12 protein-coding genes and 1 pseudogene are annotated in these 13,662 nt (G+C 35.5%); 6 read left to right on the forward strand and 7 right to left on the reverse strand.

Annotated elements, in window-relative coordinates; genetic code table 11:
- The 3 genes from ACIP9G_RS17105 to ACIP9G_RS17115 form a co-directional block, all read right to left on the reverse strand.
- A partial coding sequence (locus tag ACIP9G_RS17105; protein WP_401020937.1) for a LysM peptidoglycan-binding domain-containing protein occupies positions 1-724 on the reverse strand: 724 nt, incomplete at its 3' end.
- 350 nt (positions 725-1,074) lie between these two features.
- On the reverse strand, positions 1,075-5,001 hold the full coding sequence (locus ACIP9G_RS17110; protein WP_401020939.1) for a S8 family serine peptidase: 3,927 nt from the start codon (positions 4,999-5,001) through the stop codon (positions 1,075-1,077).
- 373 nt (positions 5,002-5,374) lie between these two features.
- A complete protein-coding gene (locus ACIP9G_RS17115) occupies positions 5,375-6,295 on the reverse strand; it encodes a multicopper oxidase family protein (protein WP_401020940.1) in 921 nt (306 codons plus the stop codon).
- A gap of 461 nt (positions 6,296-6,756) precedes the next feature.
- On the opposite strand from ACIP9G_RS17115, the gene ACIP9G_RS17120 reads away from it, so the two are divergent.
- Positions 6,757-6,963: an NINE protein gene (locus ACIP9G_RS17120; protein WP_340821586.1), complete on the forward strand. Its 207-nt coding sequence runs from the start codon at positions 6,757-6,759 to the stop codon at positions 6,961-6,963.
- A gap of 182 nt (positions 6,964-7,145) precedes the next feature.
- Here the strand turns inward: ACIP9G_RS17120 and ACIP9G_RS17125 are convergent, their stop codons facing one another.
- The 4 genes from ACIP9G_RS17125 to ACIP9G_RS17140 all read right to left on the reverse strand — a co-directional run bounded on the left by ACIP9G_RS17125 (position 7,146) and on the right by ACIP9G_RS17140 (position 8,992).
- Entirely contained in the window at positions 7,146-7,469 is a 324-nt protein-coding gene (locus ACIP9G_RS17125) for a zinc-ribbon domain-containing protein (protein WP_340821587.1), read from the reverse strand.
- 238 nt (positions 7,470-7,707) lie between these two features.
- Positions 7,708-7,989: a zinc ribbon domain-containing protein gene (locus ACIP9G_RS17130; RefSeq protein ID WP_401020942.1), complete on the reverse strand. Its 282-nt coding sequence runs from the start codon at positions 7,987-7,989 to the stop codon at positions 7,708-7,710.
- Positions 7,990-8,010: 21 nt separating this feature from the next.
- A complete protein-coding gene (locus tag ACIP9G_RS17135; protein WP_401020944.1) occupies positions 8,011-8,373 on the reverse strand; it encodes a DUF2085 domain-containing protein in 363 nt (120 codons plus the stop codon).
- Positions 8,374-8,677: 304 nt separating this feature from the next.
- Positions 8,678-8,992 carry a MazG nucleotide pyrophosphohydrolase domain-containing protein gene (locus tag ACIP9G_RS17140; protein WP_401020945.1) on the reverse strand — a complete coding sequence of 105 codons (315 nt, stop codon included), beginning with the start codon at positions 8,990-8,992 and terminating at the stop codon, positions 8,678-8,680.
- Positions 8,993-9,044: 52 nt separating this feature from the next.
- Here ACIP9G_RS17140 and ACIP9G_RS17145 point away from each other — a divergent pair, with 52 nt between their 5' ends.
- The 5 genes and pseudogenes from ACIP9G_RS17145 to ACIP9G_RS17165 all read left to right on the forward strand — a co-directional run bounded on the left by ACIP9G_RS17145 (position 9,045) and on the right by ACIP9G_RS17165 (position 13,562).
- Entirely contained in the window at positions 9,045-9,605 is a 561-nt protein-coding gene (locus tag ACIP9G_RS17145; RefSeq protein WP_401020947.1) for an LOG family protein, read from the forward strand.
- Between the two features lie 61 nt (positions 9,606-9,666).
- Positions 9,667-10,194 (forward strand): dihydrofolate reductase family protein, encoded by a 528-nt coding sequence (locus ACIP9G_RS17150; RefSeq protein ID WP_401020948.1) that lies wholly within the window; start codon positions 9,667-9,669, stop codon positions 10,192-10,194.
- Positions 10,195-10,502: 308 nt separating this feature from the next.
- Positions 10,503-11,330 (forward strand): annotated as a pseudogene (locus ACIP9G_RS17155) (DUF4822 domain-containing protein); the annotation flags it as partial.
- 69 nt (positions 11,331-11,399) lie between these two features.
- Entirely contained in the window at positions 11,400-12,851 is a 1,452-nt protein-coding gene (locus ACIP9G_RS17160; RefSeq protein WP_401020951.1) for a sensor histidine kinase, read from the forward strand.
- A gap of 18 nt (positions 12,852-12,869) precedes the next feature.
- The gene (locus tag ACIP9G_RS17165; protein WP_340821596.1) at positions 12,870-13,562 is read left to right on the forward strand and encodes a response regulator transcription factor; all 693 of its coding nucleotides are present in this window, start codon (positions 12,870-12,872) and stop codon (positions 13,560-13,562) included.
- Positions 13,563-13,662: the final 100 nt, after the last annotated feature.

The raw sequence follows: 13,662 nt of genomic DNA on the forward strand, positions 1-13,662 counted from the left end.
TACTCTCCACTGAAGTAGAATTACTTGTTGATGGAGCGGTTGCTTCAGGTGTACTTTCCACTGAAGTAGAATTACTTGTTGATGGAGCGGTTGCTTCAGGTGTACTCTCCACTGAAGTAGAATTACTTGTTGATGGAGCGGTTGCTTCAGGTGTACTTTCCACTGAAGTAGAATTACTTGTTGATGGAGCGGTTGCTTTAGGTGTACTTTCCTCTGAAGCTGAATTACTTGTTGATGGAACAGTTGCTTCAGGTTTATTCTCCGTTGAAGTAGAATTACTTGATGGAGAGGTTACTGAAGTTGTCGTTTCTTTTGCTTCATGAGTTGCAGGCATTATTGGTTTTTCAGTTACAGCCGTGTTAGTTTCCAAACCAACAAAGATAGATAGATTTAAACCTGGATGAATGAGATCAGTTTGTAATTGGTTCCATTCTTTAATTTGTGAAACGGTTACTTGATGATTTAGAGCTATGTCCCATAATGTATCACCTTGCTTAACGATATATTGTTTTTGCTGTGCAATGGTAAGAACATCCCCAGGGTGAATAAGGTTAGTATTAATATGATTTAACTTTTGGATATTTTCTACAGATGTATTATTTGCACGTGATAAATCCCAAAGGGTATCACCTTTTTGTACTGTAATCGTTGCAGCTTGAGCATTAGCACCTAAAGTAGCAGAGAGCATTGCAACTGGTACAATTGCTATAATTTTTTTAAGCATTCATGTATCCTCCATGTTCGTTCTTAGTTGTCAATATAAAATAATCGTAACATAGTTTTTTCTGAGAAAAAGAACAAGGAGGTGTTAATTTGTTTACGTACATGGCATTTATATTGCAATAATATTTCTAATATTAAACGATACCATCTCCTTGGAAATTTAATGTGAAAACAAGCAGAAGATTTCTTTTTTGAGTTCCTTTATTTGTATAGATCGTGTTTAGTGAGATTAACGAGGAATTATACATTTTGGCGATATAATAAGAGATTAATTGCAAGTCATTACTTTATAATAAATAGCAAAAAGAGAAATTGCGCTGTGCAATTTCTCTTTTTGCTTGAACTGAAATATTATAACTGTACCTCGGTAACTTCATTATTATTTTTATTGCCGTTACCGTTACCATTACCATTACCGTTGCCATTACCATTACCATTACCGTTGCCATTGCCATTACCATTGCCATTACCATTACCATTACCATTACCGTTGCCATTACCATTACCGTTGCCATTACCATTGCCGTTACCATTGCCATTACCATTGCCGTTACCATTGCCGTTACCATTACCATTACCATTGCCATTGCCATTGCCATTGCCATTGCCATTGCCATTGCCATTGCCATTGCCGTTACCGTTACCGTTGCCATTACCATTACCATTGCCAGGCTTTACAACCACCACGTCAAATGTTAGTGTGTGCTCACCATACGTTACCGTAATTGTAGTATTACCTTGACCTTTTCCTTTTACAACCCCTGCTTTTACAGTAGCTATTTTATCATTCGCTACTTCGTAGGTTGCAAGTCGTGTAACATCTTTTTCTGTTGTTTTACCATCAAAAGTAGTTACTTCAGTAATCTTAACTGTAACTTCTTTACCTATTCTAGTTTCAACTTGAGCTTGGTCGATTTCTAGTGTTACTATTGGTTCTTCTATAACAGGTGCTTTAACTGTAACATTTATAGTAACCTTATTATCACCATATGAAATAGTAATAGTAGTCGTGCCTGCACCTACAGCAGTTACTAATCCATTTACGACTGTTGCAACATTTTCATCTCCAACAACATAAGTAGCTTTTGAAGTTACGTCTTCCTCTGTTACATCACCTTCTGCAGGTGTTGACGTTTCGGTTACCGTAAGTTGTGCAGTTTCTCCAGCTGTTAGGTTCAACTCAGTTGGATTTACAGAAAGTGTTACTTCTGGTTCTACTACATCTTTTTCATATATTATTGCTTCACCAACATTACCGGCAGCGTCATTAATTATTACAGATACAGCATTCGTTTCTGCTGTTACTGGGAATGTGAAGCTACCGTCTTGATTTAATTCAAAAGCAACTGGTGTTTGTACTTCGCCATTTACCGTCGAAATATAGGAAGCTTTTAATTTATCATTTAAATTATAATTTAAACCGTATAAATATAACTCTTCATTGTAGTCGATATACTTATCTGTTACCTGTCCTGTAGCGACACCTTCAGCTACTGAACCAGTAATTTCGGGTTTAGTCGTTTTCACGATAATTGGTCCAACATAATCGGAAACTACCCCTGATGCTGCGAGACCAGTGAAGTCAATTGTATACAGACCGTCAGGAATCGTTGTTGCAGGTGCTGATCCCCATGGTTTGTACTGCCCGCCAACGTTCAGCGTATAAGAGCCTTTTCCTAGCGCAGTCCCTGCATGCAGATAACCAATGTAGCCGTCTCCGTATTCTCCACCTTCAGGGTTCATAATATCCCAAAGCTCGATATAGTTAGTTGTGACATCTCCAGTTAATGTGAATGAAAGTACAGCCGAATCTTTCACGCCATCTCCATTAAAGGATAGGTCTGTTTCTGTAATCTTATAATCTTTAATTTCAGTTACTGCCGCGCCGCTAAAGTCAGCTGCGAATGGCAATGAAATTTTTGTAGCTCCATCACTGATGTAAATATACCCTAGTATTTCAGAGCCGTTTGGTGCTGTAGCTTGTGAAGCAGTTAATGTAATATTTAAAACTTGCTCACCAACTAGATTAAATGTCGGTTGATCGACTGTAACAGTTGCATCACCAAATGTTTTTGTCACATCAATAGATACATTGTAATTGCCGCCGTTTCCATTAATATCTTTTACTAAAACTTGTTTTGTTACAGAGATATCCCGATCTTTAAGCGATTGTGGACCGAAAGTGACTGTACCCTTCAAGTTTTCTGCAACTGCACCAGTTCCATCTATAATTGCGCTATCAAGTGCATAGGCAAGGATTTCAGGATGAGCTGCTGCATAAGCATTTACACGCCCTGCCCCCTGAGAAAACACATCGTATTTTGTTGTATCTAAAACCTGTGCTGTATTAGAAATTGCTACTTTTACATCGAACGCGTTCCAATCAGGATTTGCTTGTTTAACTAATGCAACAATACCCGCAATATGCGGTGTTGCCATAGAAGTTCCTGTTTTACGAGCATATGCTTCCGCATAATCAGCATCAGGGAAATCTTTTTTATACATTGGAATCGATGACATAATGTTTGTTCCAGGTGCACTTACATCTGGTTTAATATCAAAGTTTGGTGTAGATGGTCCACGTGAACTTGAAGTGTTTACATCATCCCCAAGTGTCTTTGTGGAAGCAAATTTACTAAAGCTTACTTTTCCAGTTCCGCCTGCTAATGCAGCGCGAATTGCATCGCCATCTGTTTGGGACATATCAAATGTCGGCAGAAACTCAAATGAATCACCAAGGAATGTGCCTGAAATGTTCGGTGCATTCGTTCCACCAGCGAAGTTATGAATAATTGTTGCGATTGCTCCATTTGCCTTTGCATTCGCAATTTTATCAACGAATGCGATACCGCCACGAGCAATCAATGCCACTTTACCCTCTACATTAATTCCTTCAAAATCTTTTATTTCCCCGTTTCCAGGAACAGCAACTAGATCAAATTCTCCTTGAAGCTGGGTTGATAAATTTTTTCCAAAAGTCGTCCCCATTAATGGAAGCTGCTTTGTTAAGTTGTAGTTGCCAACTGCAACATTCACTTCCCCGTTATACATTGTTTCAGGATATGATGTGTTACCAACAGCAATTCCTAAACGAGCGGTTGCAGGCGTGCCCATTGTTCCGCGATTTGGACCAGAGTTCCCTGTTGCTATTACGCCAATTGTTCCAGCCATCATTGCATTATTAATAGCGAATGAACCAGCATCCGTTTCAGAGTTAGCTCCACCGCCAAGTGAAAGGTTGATAATGTCCATTTTTTCTATTACAGCAGTTTCAATTGCTTTAACGATACCGGATGTAGCGCCACTTCCGTATGCCCCAAGAACACGATAAGCATAAAGGTCTACTTTTGGAGCAATTCCTTTAATACCGAATTCGTTAGCGCCGATTGCCGCAATTGTTCCTGCAACATGTGTACCGTGGGAAGTATAGAACGAGCTTCCCTTTTCATTAAATTCAGGTGTCCCCGCTGGACGCTCCGAAGGCAAAGTTTCCGATGCATCGTCATCTGCACGAGGTTTCGTGTAAGTTGATGAATTTGGAATGAAATTTTTTCCGCCCTTGTAAACACCAGCAAACTCAGGGTGATCTGCATCAATACCAGTATCTAATACTGCTACTTTTATTCCTTGCCCTTCTAAACCTTCCTGCCAAAGCTGTTCAATGCCAAGGAAAGAATTACTTGTATTCATTTGAGCTTCTAATTGTTCTTCCTTAGTAAGTTCCGATGATTTCATCGAATTATCTTCGGATGCATAAACAATTGCATCAGGTTCGATTAATGTAATTCCTTCTACTGTAAGCAGTTTCGGAAGATCATTTGCTTTCACAGTTGCCGCAAAACCATTTAAAACAGTATCAAAAGTGAATCCTTGAGTCATCTGTACTTTTTTAATAGCTAACTCTTTTTTAACTTTTGTTTGTTGTGCTTTTACATTTGAGCGAACTTCATTTGCACGGGCATTTGAGAATCTTTGACCTTTGACTTGGCTCATTCCTTGCTCTAGTGCTACAGGCAATTCTGATAAATGAATAATGACCGCAACATCTTGATTGCCTGATACATTTTGTAAGCTTTCGTGAAGAGTTGGACCATCTTTAGACAAGCTTTGCTGTTCAGCGATAGCCGCCTTTAGTTGAATAATACTTTCACTTTGGCTATCTTGCTTGAATGGTTTCGACTCTTCAGCACGAGCACTCGATAATGGAACAAATAGAGAAAGCACCATAACGAAAGCTAGAATACTACTTAGAAACTTCGTAAACTTAAACTTTTTCAAATCACATTTCCCCCTTCAGCTTTTATTGTCACACTTTTCAGTTTAGTGTGATATTTCCAATTTATCATAAAGGGAGTAATTAGAATATCTGGATATTAAAATATTGATAATTAGTATTAGTTTATTAATTACAAATTAAATCTATCTTCCTGGTAATTTAATGAAAAAGTAGGACTTTCGAGTGTGAAATGACATACTATAAGTCATTAATTTTTTCATTGCACCTTATCAAGACAGTAGTTGTAGATACATCAGTGGAAAATAAAAATAGCTGGCGTTTATTTAAAAATAACGCCAGCTATCTTATATAGTAGAAACAAAATATCCAATCAATTGATTTTTATAAAAATACTTATTTTCCATGAATTTCACACTAAAAAGAAGGTGAATTATTCATTTCTTCATATTTAACTGTAGTAAACATACCACCTAAGCCAACTACACCGTTGTTTGTAACGTGATGAGGCATGTGGCAGTGCATTGGCCAAATACCTGGGTTATTCGCTTGGAAGCTAATATCCCAAGTTTCACCAGATGCGACGAGTATAGTGTTTTTATAAATTTGTGTATGAGGGACAATTGGAAAACCATCAGCACCAACTACTTTAAACTGATGTCCATGTAAATGGATGGGGTGGTGGTTCATTTGAATATTACCAAATCGTACTTTAACCGTATCTCCGTATTTTACTAGTAAAGGTTCAGTTAATGGGTAGCAACGGCCGTTGATTGTAAAAAAATTAAAATCAGGTTTAATAAATGTTAAATCATACGTACCTTTTGTTAGATCGCCCCATGGTAAAGCATTTATTGCCCATTCTTGAAGTAAACATAGGTAATCTTTATGGTTTGGTATGTTTACCTCTGACGGATTTTCAACAATAAAGCCACCTAATAACCCCGCATTGTCTTGTATAGAAACATCAACATGGGAATGATACATATACGTGCCTGGGGGATTGACTATTGTAAAATGATAATCAAAATAATATCCAGGTTCTATAAATGGGGAGGGCTCAATGGGGGGGACACCATCCATAGAATTGGGTACGATTAATCCATGCCAATGTACGCTTGTATGGACAGGTAATTGATTAATGACCCTAATACATACTTTATCTCCAGGAAAAACTCGAATTGTTGGTCCTGGTGTAGAGCCGTTATATCCCCATGCTTTGATAAAGATACCATCTACCAATTCCCACGTTATTTCCTCAGCAACTAAAGTAAAAAACTTTACCCCACTTTTTTGAAGTACGTAAGGTAGATCCTCAATACCCGGTGTGATAACCATGATAAAACCCCCTATAAATTCACTTCTTAAAAAAATATATGTTTCGAAGGGGGACTTATTCTTTGGTAACGTAATACAAATCTATTCATATATATAATTACTACACTAGAAGAAAGAAAAACATTATTTACAAAGATAGTGGAAATAGCTTTAGGTTTAGTATAAGTAATGAGCACGATTATGAGTTATGAATTATAGAAAGCACATAGACTTTATATTAAAGACGTATTAAGGAAACTAAATGTACTGGATGCTTCTTTCTTTAATTCTAAAAAAGGGACAATACGATTTAGGTGGTTTTGATAATTTTATATATAATCAAATGTCCGTTTTATAGGAAGTAAAATATCAATAATGTAGTATTATATAAAAGGAAATAAATGTTGTAAAATACTTTATTTGTAATATATAATTATTGAGTGATCTAATAAAGTATTTATAAATTTATCGGAGGTATTTACATGTCGGACAAAAATTTCGTAGCAACATTATTACTTTGTTTCTTTTTAGGAGGTCTAGGAATTCACCGTTTTTATGTTGGTAAAATCGGTACAGGTATTTTAATGATTTTCACATTAGGTGGGTTCGGAATTTGGACAATAGTTGATTTAGTTATGATTATCGTTGGTAAATTTACTGATAAAGATGGTCATTTAATAAAATCGTAATTGATCTTAATAAGCAAAATTATTGAAATAAAAAAACGATAGGCTCATACATATTATTTTTTAAGCTTGTTGCTTTTATTTATAGCAATACGATAAAAAGAAGGGGGACTTTTCTAAATGTCTACCCTTCTTTATTGTTTATGATGAAGTGAATGGAAACCAAAGCACTGTAGTCATATTGATTAGTAATAATAGCTATCATCCATCATTTCTGTTGCAATCCCTATTACAAATGTAATAATTGCGAAAATAATTGAAATAGCTAAACCAAACAAAGCAAATATTAAAGCAGACTTTGCAGCTTTTGGTTGAGTGTCTTTCCATACAAAATAGATGATAATGCCAAGCAGAGGGAAACAGCATAAGCTGAGTACATTAACCCAAATATTAGGTTTATCATTTTTAGCTACAGTTATTTGGTTGTTAAATTTTAATACGTTGACACCACAATGTATACAAATTTCGGCATTCTCGTTAATGGTAGAACCACAATTAGGACAATACATAATAAAACCCCCTACATACTAAAAATTTCCCTTTTATCATCTTGTTCACCGTGCTGTTTGTTTAGCAATTAGTAAAAGCGTCCGTAGTTAAACCTTAATTATCGGATTACTATTTATACTAGAGCCACATGTGACAGAAGATTTATGACGTAAGGGCGTACGCCACATTTAGGGCGAATTTTTACTAAATCAGAAATATGTTCAATTCAATTCACAATACATTATGTAATCCTTCGTTTTAGTAACTTGAAAATCCAATAATGAACATTGCAATATAGAATAATACGATAATTGCTATGTTAATAAAGAAGAACATTAAAGCTGATTTAGCCGCAACTGGCTTTTCGTTTTTCCAAACAAAGAACATAATTAATCCAACAAGTGGCACACAGCAAAGTGTAATTATGTTAACGCCCCAGTTTGGTTTGTCTTCACCACCTGCATTTTTTACGCGGACACCACAGTGGATACAAATTTCTGCATGTTCAGAAATATGTTCGCCACAGTTTTTACAATACATAATAGTACCTCCAATATTTTGTTATAGATTTCTCCCAACATATTGACCAAATAAAAAAAATTGGTAACCAATAATGTAGAAAATATAAATAATACCGATTCCACCAGTTAATCCAGTAAGGAACCGTCTACTATTATTACTTGTCCATTTACCAAATAATTGACCTGTACCGTCTATAGCCATTGGTAAAATTAATAAAGCTATAATCCATAAATCAAATATGCCTAAAAGTATGACTAATAGTATGGATAAAAGATAACCTACTGCCATACCAGTGCATCTGGCACATAGAGGGAATTTCTTCCCTTTATAATGGAATGAACGGTCCGGTCTTTGATGGCAAAAGAAAAAAACTCGCAATACAAAATTAAAAGTATTTGCCAAATTTGTAAACTCCCTTTGTTATTCTAGCGTATAGTATATAACATAAATAGATTTTTTGGAATATACTTCATAATTTAGATTTTAATATAAAAATTCAATAAATAGCGATAGTATGAGATTTTAGCTGTTTTTGAGTAATGTGCAGAAGTGCATACAATAGGGGGCTTATAGAACTTTTTTGAGCTAGATGATTTACATTTGAATGCCTTGTAACTTGTTACGGAATAACTGAGGATTATGAGAAAAAACCCCTAATTCGTTAATATGACAACGAATTAGGGGTGGATGTTTAAAACTTTTAATATTATTGATATCTTTTTATTAGTTTATCTTTATGGCTTATCATAATTTCAGTTAAATCAATTTCGTACTTATCAGCTAAAATAAATAAATTATCAAGAACATCGCCTAGTTCTTCTTTTAAATTCTCAATTTGTTGTTCTTTTGGTAGAGCTTTTTCATCTGGACGATCACGCCCAATTTCAATTGTTCGTATGGCCTTTGAAACTTCACCAACCTCTTCCGTTAAAAAATTGACACGAATAAAAGGGTTTAAGTCGTACCAGCCTCGCTTTTTGTAAAATTCAGTTATCCACTTTTGATATTCAAAAATATTCAATGAAAATCACTCCTTATACTTCTATAATGATAGCATAAAGGAGGAATCGAATTTGAATATTTCAGTTTATTGCGGTGCAAGTCTAGGTAACAATGATTTATACGAAGAGGCAGCAAAAGCACTTGGTAAATGGATTGCCGAAAATGGTCATACTCTAGTATATGGCGGAGGAAAAGCTGGTCTAATGGGTGTCATTGCAGATGAAGTTTTATTACATAACGGTAAAGTAATCGGCATTATTCCGACATTTTTAGTTGATCGAGAGCTAAGTCATCCTAATTTAACTCGTTTAGAAGTTGTGCAGTCCATGTCTGAACGAAAAAATAAGATGATTGAATTAGGGAACTGCTATATTGCACTGCCTGGGGGACCTGGAACGTTAGAAGAAATTTCAGAGGTAATTTCATGGGCAAGAATTGGACAACACCAAAATCCATGTGTTTTATTCAATGTAGGTGGCTATTATGATAAATTAAAAGAATTTTATGATGATATGGTAACAAACGGTTTTTTAACTGAAGCAGATAAAAAGGCAATGTTATTTTCCAACTCATTTATCGAAATCGAACAATTTATTGCAAAATATACACCACCATTGGTACGAACATATTAATTTTAGATAACAGTTACTGATATACTTAATGTTATCTTGTGAAACAGGAATGGGGATTTATATGGAAAAAAGACGTAATGTTATTTTGTATATAGGTACTTCTATTGATGGTTTTATTGCAAATGATGATGGTACATTAGAGTGGTTGGAGTCTACGGAAGTAGAAGGCGATTCGGGTTACAATTCCCTTCTAAATAAAATTGATACGGTTGTGATGGGTAAGGGAACATATGATACCATTCGAGGATTTGACATGGCCTATCCTTATAGTGATTATAAAAACTATGTGTTTTCTAAATCTGTCAGCGGTTCAGATGAATATGCTTCATTTATTAATGAAGATGTTGAAGCTTTCATTAACAATTTAAAGCAACAGCCTGGTAGAGATATATGGCTAATTGGTGGGGGGAATTTAGCACGTGAATTTTTTAAAGAAAATTTAATTGATGAATTCCAAATAGCCATTGCCCCAATTATTTTAGGTAAGGGAATCTCTCTTTATAACGGCGATGATATTACCCAAAAATATAGTTTAAGCAAAGTTGAAAAGTTAGGTCAACTTGCGATGCTTCATTATAAAAAAATTTAATAAGTTACAAACAAACTCGCCAATATCTGTGGCGAGTTTTACTTTTTTATAAGATCTTACAACGAATAAGATTTTTTTCTCGAATTTATATTTTGTTTATATTTGCGATATATGCAGTTTAGAACTGGACTTCATAATTAAGCATAAGCAAATGAAAAGGGAGAGAATAATATATGAACAACAAATTAAAATTCGCAACACTCGCTATTTTTAGTTCAGTCACAATATTAACGGCATGTACAGATTCAGGGAAAACTGAGGCAGACAATTCAGTCGTGCAAAATGAACAGGCGGAGGCCAATCAAGCTGAGCAGCAACTGACAAAGGGCCAAACATTAGCGAATATTTTAAGCAGTACAAATTGGCAAGGTACGCGTGTTTACGACAAAGATAACAATGATTTAACTGAGGAGAATGCTGGATTTATCGGTTTAGCAAAATACGATTCTGAAACAGGTCGATATGAATTTTTTGACGCGAAAACAGGGGAGACTCGTGGCGATGAGGGTACATTCTTTATTACGAATGACGGTATGAAGCGTATTTTAATTTCTGATACGATGAAATATCAAGCAGTAGTTGAAATAACTACATTAGATGAAGAAGTCTTTACTTACAAACGTATGGGGAAAGATATGAACGGTAATGATATAGAAGTGTTTGTGGAGCATATACCATATGAAAATGATTTAGCCTTCACTAACGAAGACAAAACGTTAACAACTTCTACAGGAGATATTAATACTAGTGTAGATGGAGATGAAATCCTAGGTAAAACATTATGGCATGGAACAAAGGTACTTGATGAAAAAGGTAATGATGTCTCAGAGTTTAATGGGAATTTTTTAAGTGTTGCAAAGTTTGAAGAGGACACAAATAAATATGAATTCTTTAATAGAGAAACAGGAGAAAGTCGCGGAGATTATGGTTACTTTGATGTCATTCATGACAATAAAATTCGCGCACATGTATCAATAGGCGATAATAAATATGGTGCAGCATTGGAACTTACGGAATTAAATGATGATAAGTTTACTTATAAGCGTGTAGGTAAGGATGCAGATGGCAATGATATCACAATCTTCGTAGAGCATGAGCCGTATAAGGGAGATTTAAAACCAACATTTAGTTTTTAAAATTACCACAAAGTCCATCACTTGAAAAAGTAAGGAATCTCCTTTATAAATTGAGGAAAGGAGATCAATATGACAATCAAGAATAGATTTTTAACTTCTTATATCGGCGGTATTGTAATTGCAAGTGTCTCTATTCTATCAATTTTATGTATTGTTTTTTATGTGACAACAGGGTCTGTTCCGACACCTAAAACATTGTATCAAACTTTTACAAAGCAACGCTCTTTGAGCCCGGAAGAGGAGCTTGCTTATGTAAAGCTACGTAATATTGCCAAAGAGGATCCAGACAGGCTTTTAGTGCAAGATATGCAAAAAAGTTTTCAACAGATTGAGAACAGGTCACTTGGAGTTGTCATTCGTCATGAAGAGGAAATTGTTTATTATTCGCAGGGATTAGTAGAACGGTCACTTGCCGTGCATTTTCCAACTTTCAATACAAATAATATTGAAACGAAGGGCACAATAGATAATGCAGGGGGACTGTACCGTTATATTAAGTTCGACTTTTATTATAGCGACAAATCTAAGGGTAGTGTCTTAGTGCTGAAAAAAGAAAACAGCTTTTTAGATTTCCTTACTAAATGGGGAATTATTATTATTTTCATAATCCTTTTAGTATCGTTTGCCGCAATGCTATTTTTAAATCAATTTTTACACAAGACAATTATTAAACCTCTAGAAAATTTAGGACAGACTATGTCCGAAATACGAGAGGGCGATTTAATGATAGAGGCAACGACATTACCTGCTAATACAGCAAGGGAAGTACAAGAGCTGACAGCTAATTTTGAGAGTATGCGATCAGCACTTTTAGATTCTATTCAGGAGCAACGAAACCTTGAAAAAAACCGTAAAGACCTAATCGCAAGTATTTCTCATGATTTAAAAACACCAATTACAACGATTATTGGATATGTGGAAGGTTTACAGGAGGGAGTTGCCGAAACGCCTGAAAAGCGGGAAAAGTATTTGAAGACCATCCACTCTAAATCACTTGCATTGAACAGATTAATTGAAGAACTTTTTCTTTACTCTAAGTTTGATGCAGAGGCAGTTCAGCTTCATTTTGAGCGTATACAGATCGGCAAGTTCCTTACACATATAGTGGAGGAGTTTCAATTATACAATCGAGATGTACAGCTGGTGTTGAATGTAGTGGAGGATGTCTATGTTCATATTGATCGTATGCAGATGAATCGGGCAATCTCTAATTTAATTGAAAATAGTATGAAGTTTAAAAAGGCAAATGAACCTTTATGTATGATTTTAGAAGTAGTAGTAGTTGAGCAGCTTGTTGAAATTGTTATTAAGGATAACGGACAAGGAATTTCGGAGCTCCAACTCCCATATGTATTCGATCATTTTTATCGTGGTGAGGAAGCGCGTACGTCGACGACAGGTGGTAGCGGCTTGGGGCTTGCAATTGTGAAGCAAATCGTTGAAAAGCATAATGGACAAGTAAAAATTCAAAGTAAGCTACATTTTGGTACAACGGTGACAATAATCTTGGAAAAGGCTTAAAGGAAGTGTCAATGACTGATGCCATCACGAATATTAATCATTGAAGATGATATTAGCATTGCAGAATTACAAAGAGATTATTTAGAAATTCATGATATAGAGGCAGAAATCATAACGGACGGTTCTGAAGGATTGAGTCGAGCATTAAATGAGCCTTTTGATTTAATTGTCGTTGATTTAATGCTCCCTTCAATGAACGGTTTTGAAATTTGTCGACGTATTCGTGAAAAGAAAAATATTCCGCTTATAATTGTTTCTGCAAAAAAAGAGGATATTGATAAGATAAGAGGACTTGGCTTAGGTGCGGATGATTATATAACAAAGCCATTTAGTCCGAGTGAGTTCGTCGCTCGTGTACAAGCGCATAGTAAACGTTACAAGCAGCTGACAGGTACTGAACAAACAAAGGATTATTTAGAGATGAATAATATTATTGTTGATAAAGCCGCACGCAAAGTATTTGTTTTAGGTCAGGAAGTTATTTTTACAACAAAGGAATTTGACCTGCTCGTCTTTTTTATGGAGCATCCAAATCGTGTTTGGACAAAGGAGCAACTTTTCCGTCAACTATGGTATATGGATGACTTAGATGGCGATGTTTTTACAGTTGTTGTTCATGTAGGGCGCATTCGAGATAAATTAAAAAAAGGAAAACTATCAGAGCTGCCAATCGAGACAATTTGGGGCAGTGGATATCGCTTTAATGACTGAAAATCTCCTTGTGAAAGGAAGGTTTTACATGAAATATTTTATAAGCATTGTAGTAAGCGCGTTATTCATACTCACAGGGTGTAATGACAAGGGGGAGGAA

This window comes from Lysinibacillus sp. NPDC093197, from assembly GCF_044754025.1.
In the GTDB taxonomy this organism is placed as follows: domain Bacteria; phylum Bacillota; class Bacilli; order Bacillales_A; family Planococcaceae; genus Lysinibacillus.